This is a genomic window from Chitinophaga sp. Hz27, from assembly GCF_042263525.1.
Classification (GTDB): Bacteria; Bacteroidota; Bacteroidia; order Chitinophagales; family Chitinophagaceae; genus Chitinophaga.
Genome location: NZ_JBHKFJ010000004.1, coordinates 384,362 through 401,191, shown reverse-complemented (window position 1 = coordinate 401,191; position 16,830 = coordinate 384,362). Strand labels below are relative to the sequence as shown.

The window sequence follows — 16,830 nt, the reverse complement described above, 5'->3', positions numbered from 1 at the left end:
CGAAGATTATCGGATATAAAGCATTTCCAGGCCGCAAATCTAAGAAATGCTACGATAATTCAAAGTATATTATCATGGTATTTAAAAAATAAATATCCTTAAATCCCTATTCTGATCTTTTCTGCTTCCCAGGTGTCTTTCAGGGTTCTTACCAAATGATCGTAATAGGATTCAGATCTCAGATTCGTATTCACTTCCAATTGTGCTGACCAAAACGGTGCTGGTGGAGTGGCTCCATCATAAAGAAAAAAAGAAGAAAGCTGTGTACTGTATTCTTCTGTTCTTTTCTTTTTTAGTGGGCGGGAATAATCTCTCAGTAGCAGGTTATACGCCAAAGAACGGCGTACATAGTCTTTTGTGGAGTCAGTCACTAATTCTGGCCGAATCACTAGTATCGCATCGTGCGGATACATTTTAGATGCAATCTGAATATTCTCATCAGTGCAATAGCTCAAATCGCCCATGTGTATAAAGGAGGAAGAAAACTCCATACCTTTAAACTCCTTGTCCAGTGCATATTTCACGTCTTGTGCAATTTTTCTGCTAGACATAGGACCCGCAGATAGGATCAATAGCTTCTTTATTTTTCTCTCTATAGAAGGTGCGTTTGCGGAACTTTCAACGCTGGGATTATTATTTTGCGCATAGGCAGTAAGGAGGCCCATGGCTAATAACAGCGACAGTACTACTCTTTTCATGATATAGGATAAGCAAGGAAATGAATGGTGAATTTATCCATCAGTCCATTGCATGGATTTGTGACAGTATTAAAATGGAAAACTGTAAAAACAAAAAAGGCTTGCATTGCTGCAAGCCTTCCGTTTTTCGCTCCCCCTGCTGGACTTGAACCAGCGACCCTCTGATTAACAGTCAGATGCTCTAACCAACTGAGCTAAGGAGGAATTTCCCCGTACCGTTTGTGCGATTTGGGATTGCAAAAATAGGCAAATTTTTATTTCTGCAAAATCTTAATTGCTATTTTTTTAATTTTTTTCTTCTCATCTTATGAAATCCTTTACCATAAAGGGTTTCGGGAGATAATTTTTTTGTCTTAATATCCTGATATCAGATACCTTTCTTCTAAAGCCGCTGCTCTTGTAGCTTTTCTGACAAAAGGTAAGTCAAGCTTGCTCACCCAGAATTGAGGAAAAGTTTTAATGAGCGTATACTTATGAAAAGTAGCCAAACCCTCCTTATTCGTGAAATATATGCCCTGGCCAGTAATCGTGTCACTCACTGTCACCGGGGCTTTGGCGTAAAATTCCAGGGAATAGGAATGTGCTTTATACATCGTTACTGCTTTACCCGGCAACGCCGAATTTAAATAATTGGCCGCCGTCGTTCCGCTCTGGTACTGCATCATATCAGGATATAGTACAGTATTTAAATATAGATTTAAAAGAATACTAATAGCCACAGACCTGTAAAAGACGGCCTGCTTCGTGGTTTTATCCATCCAATAACGTAGCAGCACATAGAGCAGCAACAAAGTCCCCGCAGGTATCAGCCACAAAATATGCATGGCTGGCTTATATAACAGGTCTATAACAACACCTAGCACCGCCACTAAAATGATAATGGTGTATTGGGTAGTCCTGAAAAACTTAAGCCCCTTCTCTGTTTGCAACGACAGGATATATTTAGCCGTTAGTATTGCAAAGAATGGAAAAACAATATTCATGTAATGTGGCAGCTGAAACCTCGACAACGAAAACAATACAAACGTCGCCAGGGCGCCGCTGATACAATAGTACTCTGCCTGCGATTTCCATTTTCTGATGAACATGATCACAGCGGCATATAACATCACCGACCATGGCAGAAAGGCCCATAAAAGAGTGTGAAAGAAGAAAAATGGATCACCACTACCCTTAATTGGCCCGGTGTTCATAAAACGCCCGAATTGGCTGTCCCAGAAGAAAAACCGAAGTCCTGATACTGCCGTGCGGCCAAATACCAGCTTCTCCGGATGCAAATCAAATTGGGTATATAAAGCATATAACTCTGGCGCTGTAAAGATCGCAGTCAGTATAACAGCCAATAACCAACGCCAGCGCAACAGTTCTTTTGCCTGCCCGGAAAAGATCAAATGCCCTCCTATAGCGGCGCCTATAGGTACAATTGCAAATATGCCCTTAGTCATAATGGCGCAGGCAGTGAAAATAGCGCCAGGAATGATTTGCTTTCGATAGAAATGATACACCGCAGCGATGATAAGCCCCGTCAGATAAGGCTCTGCACGAACATCGTTATTGGATAATACCAGGTGTTCTGCTGTAAGTAAAATACATACTGCCCATCTGGCAACGGTTTCATCGTATAACTCGCGCGCAAATCGCCAGGTATACCAAACCCCCAGCAACAGGAAAAGTATGGCTGGAAGCTTATACGACCAGGTATGTATACCAAAAATATTAAAACTGAGGGCTGCAATCCAAAAGGGGAAATGGGGCTTGTCCAGCCAATCATGGCCGTCAACAAATAAATTAAGATAATCATGGCGGAGTGCCATGGTCTTGGAAATGCCGGCATATAGCGCGGCATCCGGTTCCAATACAGGAACAAATAAGGCACTGAACTGCAATAATACAAGTATCACAATAAAGAATTGCCATACTTGCCGCTCAGTGATGTTGGCAGGACGGTAACTAGTTGTAAGCATATCGAAAAGTTACACCATACGACTAAGCCTTTACCCCGCGCAGGTACTTTTAACAGAATGATAATCCGTTTACCATAACCAACCACTTTTCTCCATACCCAGGTAAATGCCGTCTTCACGCTGCTCTATTGGGTAAGTCTTCAGAAAATACCCTTCCCCGCTGGTATTCCGGCCATTGCGGATATCGAACCGGTATCGGTGTAAAGGACATACTACATTGCCGGCATTGTCAATAAAGCCATCCGCCATAATGCCACTGGCATGCGGACACTTATGGGCAAAAGCAAAAAGCTGCCCCTGAAAACGGGTGCAGCTAAGCTTTTTACCATTAACTTCCAGTATGTTGATATCATTATCCCGGAGTGGCAAACTGAGTTCGTCCAGTTTGTGCCAGGTATACTGTTTGGCCATTAATAGAAGAATTCTGTTTTGTAAGGGTAACGTTCGCGGTACAGCTGAGCAACCTTATCCATAATGGTTTTACGTAATTCCTCAATGTTCCGTCTCTCAACGGCACTGATGAATACTGTATTGCCATTGGTTTTAGTATCCCAGTTTGTTTTCAGCTGACGTAAAATATCTTCCTTAATCTCCGGTGCTAACCACTCATCGAAGGTATTTTGCTCATACAGGTCCATCTTGTTAAAGATGAGGATAGTCGGCTTTTCAAAGGCCTTCAGCTCCTGTAAGGTGCGGTTTACTACTTCGATCTGTTCTTCGTACTGAGGATGTGAAATATCTACTACATGGAGCAGGATATCACTTTCCCTAACTTCGTCCAGCGTGGATTTGAAGCTCTCTACCAGATGGTGAGGGAGTTTGCGGATAAATCCTACAGTATCACTCAGCAGAAAAGGTGTTTGCTCGAATACTACTTTGCGGGTGGTGGTATCCAGTGTTGCGAAAAGTTTGTTCTCTGCAAAAACCTCGCTCTTACTGAGCAGGTTCATGGTAGTACTTTTCCCTACGTTGGTATACCCTACCAGGGCCACACGTATAAATTCGCCTCTCTCCTTACGCTGGGTGAGCGACTGTTTGTCTATCTCAGCTAAACGTTTACGTAATAACGAGATCTTATCTTTTACGATACGACGGTCTGTTTCAATTTCCGTTTCACCAGGGCCCCTGCTACCGATACCACCTCCCTGACGTTCAAGGTGGCTCCACATACCGCGCAAGCGAGGCAGTATATACTGGTATTGTGCCAGCTCTACCTGCACCTTTGCCTGCGCAGTACGGGCGCGGCGTGCAAAAATATCCAGGATAAGGTCACTACGGTCAATGACCTTTACCTTCAATACCTTCTCTATATTCGAAATCTGTGAGCCTGTCAGCTCATCATCAAAAATGACAAGGTCTATATTTCTACCGGCAATAAACTGATGGATCTCTTCCAGCTTACCCTTACCTACAAATGTTGCACGATCAGGGTGAGCCAGTCTTTGCGTAAAACGTTTAATAGTCTGGGCGCCAGCTGTTTCAGCCAGAAATACCAGCTCGTCCAGGAACTCCTGTACCTGGCGCTCTGTCTGGTCTTTGGTGATTACTCCTACAATCACCGCCCTTTCTTCTTGTTTTACAACCTGTTTTTTCTCAATCAATGTGTTTCTGAATTTGACGCAAAATTACTGAGAAAAAAGCGGATTATCTACCAGATACGTACCCTCAGACTATCAGGTCTGTACATGCCATCTCCTGGTTTAATGCCATAAACTTCATAGAAGGCATCCACATCACTAAAAGGCCCATTCACCCTGAATTTAGCCGGAGAATGCACATCAGTAAGCACTCTTCTGGCTAGGTCTTCTTTCTTGGTATGACTCAGCCATCCTAAGGAATATCCCAGGAAATACCGCTCTGATGGCGTCAGTCCGGAGATTTTCTCATTTTTCTTGAACTGCTCGGATTTCTGGAATGCATCCCAACCAAGCAAAATTCCACCCAGGTCAGCGATGTTCTCTCCTAATGTGGCTTTACCATTGATGTGCAGGCTATCCACCACTACATATCCATCAAATTGTTTCACCATTACGGCTGCACGCTCATTGAATTTTTTCTCATCTTCTTTGGTCCACCAACTTTTCAGGTTACCTGCGGCATCAAACTGACGGCCTTCATCATCGAATCCATGGGTGATCTCATGGCCAATGGTAGATGCACCTGCATAACCATACACCAGTGCATCATCCAGCTCTTCGTCGCGTTTCCCAGGAACCGTGAAAATACCTGCCGGTAACACGATTTCGTTATTGCTAGGATTATAGTAAGCATTGTACGTTTGCGGAGTCATGTCCCACTCAGTACGATCTACTGGCTTGCCCAGCTTGTTTACTTCATACTTATGCCACCATTGTTTCGCCAGGTAAATATTATCGAAGTAAGACTGATCCTTGATTTCCATGGCAGAAAAGTCTTTCCATTTATCAGGATAACCTACTTTTTTAGTGATTTTAGAGAGCTTGTACAACGCTTTTTCTTTAGTGCTGTCACTCATCCAGGTGAGGTTTTGTATGCGTGTTTTCAGGGCGCCACGGATATCTTCTACCAAGTCTTCATAACGCTTTTTAGCTTTGGCAGGGAAATACTCTTTTACAAACAGTTGTCCCAATGCTTCTCCCATGGCTGCTTCTTCAGCATTCAATACACGCTTCCAGCGAATCTGCTGCTTTTCTTTTCCACTTAGCAGTTTGCCATAAAATTCAAAATTTGTATTGCTGATACTATCACTCAGATAAGGTGCAGCCTCGCTTATTAACTGCCATTTGAGGTAATTTTTCCAGGTGTCCAGCTTCTCTGATTTAAGCGCATTGCTCAATGCAGTATAGAATTCTGGCTGACCCACAATAACAGTATCTGCAAATTTGCTGATATCTTGTTGTTTCAAATAGTTGCTCCAGTCAATATTCGCTGCTAACTGATTCAGTTTGGTCAGCGGCATTTTATGATAATTAGCCTCTGGATCCCGGAGTGCTTCCAGCTTACGGCTGTTTTTTGCAAGGATGGTTTCCAACTTCAGGATGTCGGCAGCAGCGCTACTGGCATCTGCAGCGCTCATACCTGTAAATTGCAGCATCTTCGCAATGTGCGAAGGATATGCAGCCCTTACTTTGGCGGTACGATCATCTGTATTGAAATAATAATCTCTGTTAGGTAATCCTAGACCGCCCTGGTAGAAGTTTACGGCCATTTGCTCACTATTCTTCGCATCCTGCGCAACGTAGATGCCACATAAAACACCTGCAAATACAGACAGCTGCGAACTCACCTGTGCTAAATCCTGCAGGTTATTAATGCCATCGATCGCTTTAAGCTTTGACTCCAGGGGTTTTATACCGTCTGCATTTAATTTAACGGAATCCATACCTGATTTCCAGAAAGCAGCTATCTTTTTGGATACTGGATCTGAAGGGTTAGCAACGGCTTTCTCGTTGATTTCACGAAGCCTGGTATACAGTTCTTCCTGTACCAGATTACCTATGCCCCAAGAGCTATATTCCGGAGGGATAGGGTTCTTCTTAATCCATCCACCGTTGGCATATTCAAAGAAGTCTTGCCTGGGGTTAAGGGTGGTGTCTCTGTTGGCTGCAAGTGGGTCGGGGGTAGCTTTGGCTTCTTCCGCTTTCTGTCCCTGGTTACAAGCCATCAAAACAGATAAAGCGGTTAAGCCGATGCCGGCCAGTAGATTTTGCTTCATATGTGGTGAAAAAAGTTTTATACCGGAAGTTACCGGTTTTTCACGATTGGCCGATTCCGCTCATGGAGAATTCTGAACGTTAGTCAGGCAGATATTGTATTTTGATATCCGCCATTTATCTAAATCGCATATGATCAATAATTTAAGAAAAGGACGTATAGGCTCTATCGATACCTTCAGAGGTATCACGATCCTGGTAATGATCTTCGTAAATAATGTTGCCGGCGTATCCGGCATCCCTTCCTGGCTGGAGCATGCCCATGCCAACGAAGATCGGATGACCTTTGTAGATATCGTCTTCCCCGCCTTTCTTTTTATTGTAGGTATGTCGATACCCTTTGCCATCAACAGCCGTCTTGCCAAAGGTGATAGCTTCTGGAAACTACAGGGCCATATCGCCTGGCGTACTTTAGGGCTGCTGGTACTAGGCCTGTTTATGGTAAATACCGGCAGACTGAATCCCACAGCCACAAACATGTCGGAGCCAACATGGGCCTTGCTGTTTTATTTCGCGGTTATCCTGACATGGAATGTCTATAAATTCAATCAACAGTGGTTGGGCATCTTACTAAAACTCATTGGTATAGCCGGTTTGATTTATCTCGGACTGATATATCGCGGAGGAAAAGAAGGTACCCATTATCTGGAACCGCAATGGTGGGGTATTTTAGGGCTTATTGGTTGGGCATATCTCTTTGCCTGTATCATCTATCAACTTGTGAAAGGCGCTACTGGCGGCATTTTCCTAATGATAGCACTTTGTATCGCTTATTATGCAGTTGTGCATCAGCCGTTCATTAAAGACAGCAGCCTGGCCTGGATCGGCGGACAATCCATAAATGCCGTACATACCGCGATTGTATTATGCGGTTTGTTATTATCTCTTTTTTATTTTGATGAAGATCTTGATTTAAGAGGATCAAAACTCTTGTCTCGTGTTACCGGTTTTTTCATTCTATTAATCATTACAAGTGTTTGCCTGCATCCTCAATATAAAATATCCAAGATTTATGCTACGCCAAGTTGGGCATTAAATAGCGCTGCAATTTGTGTAGTGATATATTCGATTTTATTTTTTGTGGTAGATGTGAAGAAGATAACAAAATGGACAGCTTTTTTCAGTCCTGCTGGTTCAAACCCTTTGCTGACATATATCCTGCCTGATATCGTTTACTTCGCCATGATCTTCTTCGGCTTGCAATATCCCGAAACGTTTGGTGAGGGATGGGCAGGTATCGTATGGAGTGCAATCTTTGCAGTGCTAATGTTGTACCTGGTGAAAGGCTTGAATAAACTAGGTGTCAGACTGCAGTTATAATCTTTTTAAAAAATAAAAAAGAAATATTAGAAGGATAACATCCCATGGGGATTGAATTTACGTAGATAGTAGTAGTACCCGAATCGCGTTTTATCAGACAGTGAGTCATATTACAATCTCTTCCTAAAGCATCCCCCATGAAAAAAATCGCCATCATATTAACCGTAGCAGGAGCTATTTTAGCTATCTTAGCGCAGTACGCCGATACAAACGACTGGGTGTTATCCACATGGTTCCATACCCTGGGTTTTGTTGGTTATATTTTAATCATCAGCGGACTGGCTTACCTTTCAGTATGGGGGATTCATGAATTGTCGAAAGATACAAAAGCAAGCATGAGGAACTACCGGCATAAGTAGACAATAGCCCATCCGCGCAGCGATAGCCCAATATGCACACAGCTAATTTTACCTTAAAGTTTGAATATAAAGGACAGCCACATATCCTCGAAGTGAGGACCTCTGAGCTTCCTTTTAAAACAGTTTACAAAGTAGATATTGCTGAACAGGAAATTACGTTCGAACCTGACGAAGAAGGTTTTGTAAGAGCTGTTTCCAGCAAACCTTTGCACGATACTGCAAAGCAAATTGATGTAAACCTTTTACATCATGTAGCAGAATTAATCATAGCACATATAGCTAAATAAAAAATTGGGGCTGAGCAAAATATCTGCTCAACCCCAATTTTTATTGCTTAGTAGTAGATTTTTCCGGATCTTCTGGCTCTCCCTGCGCTTCATCCCTGATACTGGTGCTATCCCAGCCCTCTCCTTCATCTAACCAGGTTTTTATCTTATCAGAAGTAATCAGTTTTTCCATCTCATCAATTCTTTCTTTCATTGCACTAACAAACTCTTTTTTGTCATCACGTGCGGCAGAAAGGCTTTTCAACGAACGCTCATCTTGCTTTAAGAATGTGCGTGCTGCGCGATGGCTGTGATATGCTCTTATACCTAATAACTCCAACGCATCTACGCCGAGACGTAAAGAGGTGTCAACGGTTTCTCTGTAGATATGTAACACGCCAAGGTCCATCAGTTCGAAGGTGTCTTCAATATCCATGGAACGCACCAGCAGCTGCAAATGCGGGAAATATCTTTTTACAATTTTAACCACAGCTGATGTTTTCTCCGGATCATCCATAGCAATGATCAGGATTTTAGCTTTGTCAGCGCCGGCAGCAGCCAGCATATCATACCTGGAGGCATCGCCGTAATATACTTTGATGCCAAGTCGGTGTAGGGCATCAACTCTGTCGGAGTCCATATCCAGGATAGTAGCCTTAATGCCGTTTGCACGAAGGAAACGGCCTGTCATGCTACCGAAGCGACCGAATCCAGCAATGATAACAGGATTTTGCTCATCGATTTCATCCGGGTCACGCTCTGTTTTTGTGGAAATGGTAAAATGTGGTTGTACCAATTTTTCGTACAACAGCATCAGCAACGGTGTCATCGCCATGGAAATGGCTACTACGGCCGTCATCATGCCGGTGGTGTGTTTGTCAAGAATGTTACTTTGAGATGTAAGAGAAAGTAATACAAATGCAAACTCACCTATATCACACAGTGCAAAAGAAAACAACAAATTCTGATCTAAACTAAGTTTAAATAGCTTGCCCAGGCAGAACAGTAAAATGCCTTTAATAGCCATGATGCCTATAACCAGGCCTAGTATCACCCATGGCTGCTGCATGATCAGCTTAAAATCTATAGATGCGCCAACGGCAATAAAGAATAGTCCAAGAAGCAGACCTTTAAAGGGTTCTATGTCACTTTCCAGTTCTTTACGATACTCACTGTTGGCTAATACAACGCCGCCAAGAAACGCTCCCAACGCGGAACTTAGACCAACGAGGTTCATCAGTACAGCAATGGCAACCACCATCAGCAATGCTGTGGCGGTGAATAGCTCTCGTACCCGGGTACGCGCAATAATGCGCATGATGGGCTGCACCAGGTATCTGCCTCCAATGATAATGGCAGTGATAGCGCCTAACACCACTAGTGTTTGTCCCCAGGCAGGGAGGTTGTCCCGAATAGATGCTCCCTCGGCACTTTCAACGGCGGTGAGATTCCCTGCCAGCAAGGGGAAGATCGCTAACATAGGGATTACGGCGATGTCCTGGAAAAGCAATACAGCAAAGGAACTTTGCCCTGCGGCAGTAGGCATCCACCCCTTCTCATTCAATGTTTGTAGTACAATGGCCGTAGACGATAGCGAAAGGATCATACCTAATGCGAGTGCTGCATTCCAGGGCAGCCCTAGCCAATAGGCTGCGGTAGCCAGCACTATAGATGATCCTATCACCTGTAACCCGCCCAGCCCCAGAATAGCAGAACGCAAACGCCATAGCAACGCCGGTTCCAGCTCCATCCCAATCAGAAATAACATCATCACCACACCAAACTCCGCAAAGTGCATAATATCTTCTCCCTCTTTCCCAATAAAGCCAGAAACAGAAGGACCAATGATAACCCCTGCCAGCAGATAGCCTAAAACGGCTCCCAGCCCCATCTTTTTTGCCAATGGTACAAAAAGAATAGCTGCAGCCAGGTATACCATCGACTGAAATAACAACGTATGTTGGTCCATGTTAGGTGGTTTGAATAGGTTCTGTGATCAGCTCATGTAAGCTGCTGATCCTGGATAAGAGTGATAAATCAAAATCAGGCGCCTTCAATATCTCCAGCAATTGTTTATATCGCTTTACTTCTTCCTGGATATCTAAAGTATCCATTCTATGTACACCATAAATAATGTATGGCGACAAATACTTCATGTTGCAAAGCTTAGCTGTTTGCAAAAAAGGAAGAAAGAAATGTTCCAGTGGAAAGCCATGGATACCATCTTCCTGGTATTGTTCCTTTCGGCTTCCGGCAGATACAGCATTTGTAATATATTTTCCCTGTAAAGCATTACCAGTATGACCGTAAGCCCAGCCATGCTCCAACACCAAATCCTGCCACTGCCGGATAATTGCTGGCGCATTATACCAGTATACCGGATGCTGCATGATGATGATATCATGTTTTTCCAGTAAGTCCTGCTCGCGGGATATATCCACATCTAAATCCGGATACCGCTCATAAAGATCATTGAAGGTGATCCCTGGTACCGCTTTCATCATAGGAACGAGCTGCTTATGCATCCTTGATTTTTCAAGTGCAGGATGCGCAAAATTTATTAGTACACGGGCCATACGGGATGTTGTTTAACTTAGTTTCAGCCTTCAGAATATTCCTGCAATAATTTGCGATAGCGATTCAGTATACGTGATTTTGAAATCATGCCCACCAGATTTTTATCTTTCACCACCGGCAAATGCCAGGCATTTACAGCATCAAATTTTTTAATGACTTCTTCTATATTGTCATCCACATTCACAACAGCCGTAGGGGCCTTCATTAACTTCTTAACAGTAATAGTGTCATATAGTTCCGGGTTAAACATGATTGGTCTTAATGCATCCAATGCAATCAGCCCTTCAAACGTCCCATGATCGTTCACCACTGCAATATTACTGCTGTCTCCCTCTTTTATCAGATCGATTAGATCCCTGAAATGCTTACTGCTGGAAATTGTCTGCACATCTGTTTCCAGCAGGTCTTCCATTTTTATCAGCGATAAAATATTTTTATCATGAGCCCTGGTGAATATCTTGCCTTCTTCTGCCAATCCTTTGAGTTCCGGAGAGATGGGAGAAAACCATTTACTGATAAGGAAAGAGATCGTTGCTACTATCATCAATGGGATAAAAAGATCATAACCGGAGCTGGATTCAGCAATCAGAAAAATTGCAGTAAGTGGTGCATACATTACCCCGCTCATTACGCCACCCATACCCACAATCACGAGGTTGGTAACAGGGGCACTTGCAAATCCCAATTGCAGGCATAACAATGCAAAGAAATATCCCAGGAAACCACCAGCAAAAAGAGACGGCGCAAAATTACCTCCATTACCTCCACTTTGAATAGTAATAGATGATGCGAAGGCTTTCATCAAACAGATGACACCAGTGAAAACCAACAGCATCTGGCTTTGGGCGGGTATATAACGGAAAAAGCTGTTCTGCAGGATCATCTCTCCATGGCCATTAGCCAATGATTTCACCACTGTATATCCTTCTCCGAATAATGGCGGCATCGCCACACAAAAAGCAGATACCAATACGCCTCCTAACATCGCCTTCTGCACCGCACTCCATTTCAAGCCATGAAAGAAATGCTCCACTTTCTGACCAATTACCACGTAGTATCGCGCATATAACCCACACAAAAGCCCTAATACAATATAAAAAGGAACATTATGATAATTGAATGGGGATCTTGATTCAAAATGAAATAAGACTTCTTCCTGTAAAATAATTTTGGATAACAGGCTGCCACATACGGCCGCCACGATGAGTGGCATAAAGTCTGAAAATACTACGCCAGTAAGTAATATCTCAAAGGCGAACATCATGCCCGCAATAGGCGCATTAAACGCCGCCGCGATACCTGCTGTAGCACCGGCTGCGAGTAATAACGTTCTTTCTTTATATCCCAGCTTGTAAGTGCGTGCGTAATTAGATCCTAATGCCGCGCCTGTAACAGCAATCGGGCTTTCCAGGCCTGCGGAGCCTCCAAGGCCCACGGTAACTGCACTCTGAAGTACCTGAGAGTACATTTTTACCGGCGGAATCAATGATGAGTTTTGTGCAATCTCATGTAATATGGCCGGAATCCCCTTCCTGGATTGGCCTTTAAAGAACCAGACCACTATCAGAGTAGTTAGTACTATACCCAGAAAAGGAAAGATCGCATAAAAAAATACTTGTGTATGAAAATGGACCTTATCCGTTATTACATAGTGAATATAATGTACGAGCGATTTTAGAATAACCCCGGCCATTCCGGCGCCACAACCTACAAGCATACCAGAAAGTAACAAAAATTGCTGTCGGTTGAGTTTGCTATGCAACCAATGAATGACTATCTCGTAGCTCCTGGCTTTTCTCAGGCTATACTGTTCAAATTCACGTTTAAATCTTAAAAAGCTATGATATTTCCGTAGATACTTAAACTGGCTCATACCACAAATTTAGGGGATCAGAGCTCAATGAGTGCATAAACTCTGTCATTGAGATAAGGTCCTCCCGGATGGCGCGCGCTATAATCCAGATTAATCCAATATTCTCCTTTTAGCTCGTGATAATAAATTTCTTTGATAGGCGGCCTGGGGAAAAACAGAATGATAGCTTGTTTCATTACCTCAAAATCTTCTTTACTACCAACATATAACTCCGGATATGCGTGCCCTTTAATAAGAACAATGCGCGTCCTGGCGCCGATTGATTGCAAACAGGAGGTCATCAGCAACGAGTGATCATCGCAGTCGCCACCAAGCCCGTTCAGAATGGTTTCCCGTGGCGTAGCAAAATATTCATCTCGTCGGCTGTCCAGTACATATTTGAAGTTACTGTTGATATAGCGGAATAGTGAAAGAAACCGCACGATGCTACCGTATTTGAAAAAGTAGGTGTCATAATAATCCAGGGAATGCTTGATAGAGAAATTCCTTACAGTAGAATCGTTGTAATTGATCTTTTCCCGGATACCTCTAACGGTCTTATCCCGGTAGCTTTCTACTTTTTTGGGGTAAAGACTGAGGATATCCAGCTGCTTACTGTCTTTCGCAACCCAGTTTCCCTGCACCATCCCTTTATAATCATTGGTGATATTATAAAAAGAATAGCCGGTACCAAAGTTGTTGACTAGCATGATACAGCATATGGTAAGGAAAACTGGAATAACCAACGGTTTGAATATCCACCTAAGCAGGAATACGAAGATCAGAGAGATAATTACTGATACAAGTAAGTCCACGTGAAAACCGCCTGCCATAATGGGTGGCAGGAATCTGTTCAGGTAGGGAGCTTGCGCGACAATCGTCAGCAGGCTCAATATATTGAGAATAAGTCGTTGTGTAAATGAATATTTGATTTCGTCGATAGCCATCTGCTATGCAAGAAAACAAAATTCTATCACAATCTGGGAGCAAAATTTAATACTTCATGTTTAAATGAGGTACTAGCTTTAATGGAATCTATTTGAGATTGTATGCCTTCAATTTTATTGGGCATGTTTAATTGGGCGTATAGTTTTTTAAGCAGGGTAAGGTTTCTGAGGGCAATTACTTTGAAATCGAGTTTCTGAGCGGTTTCTGTAGCATTTTCAGCAGCTCTCATGGCTCTGATGAGATCATGCTCATTGTAGTAGTAGTCTGCGGTCACCATTTTCTGGAGCGATTCTACATACTTATTTGCAAAGTAATCAGATGAATAATTTTTTAATACTTTATCCGTGTGTCTGCAAATGCGTTGTGCCTTTTTCATCTCTCCTAGTCTGGCCAGGGCATGGGTTTGCCAGCAAAGTAATTGCAGGCGGAAAGAATCAGTCTTTCTATGTACCAATGAAGGGTAAGCATCAAAAATCTGCTGGGTGAATTGGAGGAGCTGTTCATAATCTTCCAGTAACGTTAAGGCATAGCCCATGTTCCGGATTACAATTTCCTGCGGGATGGTGGTAGCCGTGTGGTTTTTAGAAACAGCGTTCAGGTAATGCTTATAATTATAAATTTTCTGCATTATCTGGTCATCTACCATCCCAAACTTAAGGCGTTCGTAAATAAACAGCAGGATTTCATGTGGCGTTACCCACAGTTCATCATCCAGCTCTCCTGGGTTGTATATTTTTTTAATGGCCTGAAGATGTGCTTCACATTCTTCTGCATCTAACTGCAGCAAAGAAATGGTGAACAGCATGCTTCTTATTTTCAGTTTATCTTCTTTATTATCAGCAAGGGTGAGTAATGCAAGCAGCACTCTTTTCTTCCTGAAGTGGATGAACTCATCTGTGATAAAGTTGCTGATGGGGTTCTTTTTGAAGAAGCCCGCCGGGAAAATGGAACGTAATTCCATCTGGTCGTTACCATCAAGTTGATAATGCAGTACCAGGTATTCCAGCAGATGGGATTTCTCTAGCAATGCCAGCGGCAGGTGCAGCATTTTCAGGATGCCATCAGTTTGTTTATGGTTGATGGCAAAACGAAGCAGCCATGAAAATACACCTACCCTATAAGACGATGGTGGCAGATACTGCAACACTTCCTGAAGGATGGGTTCATTGACTTGTTGACTCGTTTTATTCAGGTAGTGCATTGCTACGAAGTACTCTAACAGGAACGGATGTGCGAAACGCACCTTCACATGGTACATAATTTCCTGGCTGAGATTTTCTTCTACCAGGATATTATCGGCGAGTAATTCTTTATATGCAGGGAATAACTCTGAGTTTTGGTCCAGCAGTTCCAGCTTTTCTATGTACATACCATTTCTACCCAGGTCTATCAACTGTAGTAGTCTTTGTATGATTTTTATTTTAAAAGAGCTGATGGAGGAGATGAAGACCTTGTTTTGTACAAATCGGGAAACGATTTCGTACATGCTGAGGTTTTCATCTATGAAAGAGGTTTTGGGATCAGGGTTTAGTTGACAAAAGAGCTGCAAATAATACGGATGCCTAAGTTTTTGCAAAAATGTTTCTGAAAACTGGTTTATGATATCAGGTCCATAATCGTGTTTTTCCAATATGGACTTAATCTCCTGATCTTCAAACTGCTTAACGTTGATATTCGTTTCCTCGTCCATTTCTGCGCCTACATACCAGTAGCGGCGGAAGCAGGAATAGTCGTTGGGGCGTTGAAACAGTTCGTTCCAGGTACTGCTTCTTACCGATAGGATCACTTTTATCCAAGGAAATTTTTCGTTGGTATAAATGAAATCTTCCAGTTTGGAATAGATGAGACGGAGTTTTTCTGCCGATACGGCAATTTCATCGAAACCGTCTATTATTAATATAAGGCGTGAGCCTCTTCTTTCGAATTCAGAAGCGAAGTATTCCCTGAAGTTTTCACCATTGCCGTGGTTTAGTTGGTTATCTAACCAGGTGGATAGGCTGAAACCTTTTAGTAGCAAGCTTCCTGCGGCATGTGCGTGAATAAACCAGCACACGTCTTCTTTCATTTTTGGCGTTTTGTTATGCCAGAAATGATCTGCTACGTGTACAAGGGAGATGGATTTCCCCCAGCCAGAAGGAGCGATGAGGGCTGTGGCAGTATAGTTACTCTCCAGGAATTTCTCAATGTGGTTAATAATATATTGTCGTTTAACCGTGAATGGGAAATTGATACCAGATCTGTTCTGGAGGGTAAGCATGGTGTAATGGGATACGGCAGCGGCTTTGGTTTTGAGTTCCAGCCATTTGGCTTCTTTAGCGGTGCCGTTGGCAATAGAGATCGACTGCGGATTGTTCATCCGGTAGTGATGCTGCTGGAATGCCTCCCAGTCTTTGTAGTCGCAATATTGAGCGAGTGTATTGAGTGTGAAGCGGGAGAAGCTGTGTTGTGCAACAGCGAATCCGAAAACCCTCTTGAGGGTTGTCTCACTTATCAGCTGCCTGGTTGATTCCAGTATGGACTGGGCCAGATGCTTGCATTCTCCTGGCGACATGACTTCAACTCCGAATTTCTGTAAAACCTCCTTCTGTAAGGTCAGAATAAAGTCATAGGATATATCTATCATAAGGGGACAAGAAATGGATTTTGATGGAATTTCGGTACAATAGGTTAATTACGTAGATATCAGGCGTTTAGATTTCATAATCAGAAAATGAATGGAATAAATAAAGGCATGAAAAAGTGTTATGTATATTTTAATAAATAATATGAATGTTCCGGGATTAAATTTTTCTTCTTTCAACTTTTTGTAAGTTGATTATTATCAATTATTTAATAAAGAGATTGAAATAGATGGGGATGAAGAATGTGCTAAACATTTAGCAGCAGAAATTATGATAACTATTTGTGCCAAAAAAGGAAAATTATTCCCACTGTTTTCAGCTGCTGAACAAAATGGTGAGTCTGTTAATGCAAATGAACAAAATGAACAAAGCAGACTCAAAATGAACAAACTGATGCATTGAAAATAAATGAACAAAAAGGCTTATCCATAAAAGATTTCTACACTATACATTCGTATCACGGATTGTCAAAATATATACAATATATACAAGGCAGAAAGGAGTGATTTTCTATCAACCAAAATCCTTTCCCC

At 42.6% G+C, this 16,830-nt stretch carries 13 protein-coding genes and 1 tRNA gene; 3 read left to right on the top strand and 11 right to left on the bottom strand.

The window, feature by feature from the left end; all coding sequences use genetic code 11:
- Positions 1-98 precede the first annotated feature (98 nt).
- The 6 genes from ACE38W_RS11150 to ACE38W_RS11125 form a co-directional block, all read right to left on the bottom strand.
- Entirely contained in the window at positions 99-698 is a 600-nt protein-coding gene (locus ACE38W_RS11150; protein ID WP_375830880.1) for a hypothetical protein, read from the bottom strand.
- Positions 699-828: 130 nt separating this feature from the next.
- Positions 829-902, bottom strand: a tRNA-Asn gene (locus ACE38W_RS11145).
- A gap of 149 nt (positions 903-1,051) precedes the next feature.
- Positions 1,052-2,662 (bottom strand): ArnT family glycosyltransferase, encoded by a 1,611-nt coding sequence (locus ACE38W_RS11140; protein ID WP_375830879.1) that lies wholly within the window; start codon positions 2,660-2,662, stop codon positions 1,052-1,054.
- A 69-nt stretch (positions 2,663-2,731) separates the two neighbouring features.
- Positions 2,732-3,073, bottom strand: a complete 342-nt coding sequence (locus tag ACE38W_RS11135) for a Rieske (2Fe-2S) protein (RefSeq protein WP_375830877.1) — start codon at positions 3,071-3,073, stop codon at positions 2,732-2,734.
- Complete coding sequence (gene hflX, locus ACE38W_RS11130; protein ID WP_375830876.1) at positions 3,073-4,263, bottom strand: GTPase HflX; 1,191 nt, start codon at positions 4,261-4,263, stop codon at positions 3,073-3,075. The genes ACE38W_RS11135 and hflX overlap by 1 nt, the downstream gene beginning before the upstream one ends.
- A 47-nt stretch (positions 4,264-4,310) precedes the next feature.
- Entirely contained in the window at positions 4,311-6,356 is a 2,046-nt protein-coding gene (locus ACE38W_RS11125; RefSeq protein WP_375830873.1) for a M13 family metallopeptidase, read from the bottom strand.
- 130 nt (positions 6,357-6,486) lie between these two features.
- Here ACE38W_RS11125 and ACE38W_RS11120 point away from each other — a divergent pair, with 130 nt between their 5' ends.
- The 3 genes from ACE38W_RS11120 (at position 6,487) to ACE38W_RS11110 (ending at position 8,320) form a co-directional block, all read left to right on the top strand.
- Complete coding sequence (locus ACE38W_RS11120) at positions 6,487-7,674, top strand: DUF5009 domain-containing protein (protein ID WP_375830872.1); 1,188 nt, start codon at positions 6,487-6,489, stop codon at positions 7,672-7,674.
- A gap of 137 nt (positions 7,675-7,811) precedes the next feature.
- On the top strand, positions 7,812-8,033 hold the full coding sequence (locus ACE38W_RS11115; RefSeq protein WP_375830871.1) for a hypothetical protein: 222 nt from the start codon (positions 7,812-7,814) through the stop codon (positions 8,031-8,033).
- A 32-nt stretch (positions 8,034-8,065) separates the two neighbouring features.
- Positions 8,066-8,320: a hypothetical protein gene (locus ACE38W_RS11110; protein ID WP_375830870.1), complete on the top strand. Its 255-nt coding sequence runs from the start codon at positions 8,066-8,068 to the stop codon at positions 8,318-8,320.
- Between the two features lie 40 nt (positions 8,321-8,360).
- Here the strand turns inward: ACE38W_RS11110 and ACE38W_RS11105 are convergent, their stop codons facing one another.
- From ACE38W_RS11105 to ACE38W_RS11085, 5 genes are read right to left on the bottom strand one after another with little or no spacing between them, the layout of a single operon-like run.
- Positions 8,361-10,268, bottom strand: coding sequence for a monovalent cation:proton antiporter-2 (CPA2) family protein (locus ACE38W_RS11105; RefSeq protein ID WP_375830868.1), 1,908 nt, complete (start codon positions 10,266-10,268; stop codon positions 8,361-8,363).
- 1 nt (position 10,269) lies between these two features.
- Positions 10,270-10,875: an NAD(P)H-dependent oxidoreductase gene (locus tag ACE38W_RS11100; protein ID WP_375830867.1), complete on the bottom strand. Its 606-nt coding sequence runs from the start codon at positions 10,873-10,875 to the stop codon at positions 10,270-10,272.
- Between the two features lie 23 nt (positions 10,876-10,898).
- Entirely contained in the window at positions 10,899-12,749 is a 1,851-nt protein-coding gene (locus ACE38W_RS11095; protein ID WP_375830865.1) for a chloride channel protein, read from the bottom strand.
- A 17-nt stretch (positions 12,750-12,766) separates the two neighbouring features.
- Entirely contained in the window at positions 12,767-13,675 is a 909-nt protein-coding gene (locus ACE38W_RS11090; protein ID WP_375830864.1) for a transglutaminase domain-containing protein, read from the bottom strand.
- 26 nt (positions 13,676-13,701) lie between these two features.
- Entirely contained in the window at positions 13,702-16,299 is a 2,598-nt protein-coding gene (locus ACE38W_RS11085; protein ID WP_375830863.1) for an NACHT domain-containing protein, read from the bottom strand.
- Positions 16,300-16,830 lie beyond the last annotated feature (531 nt).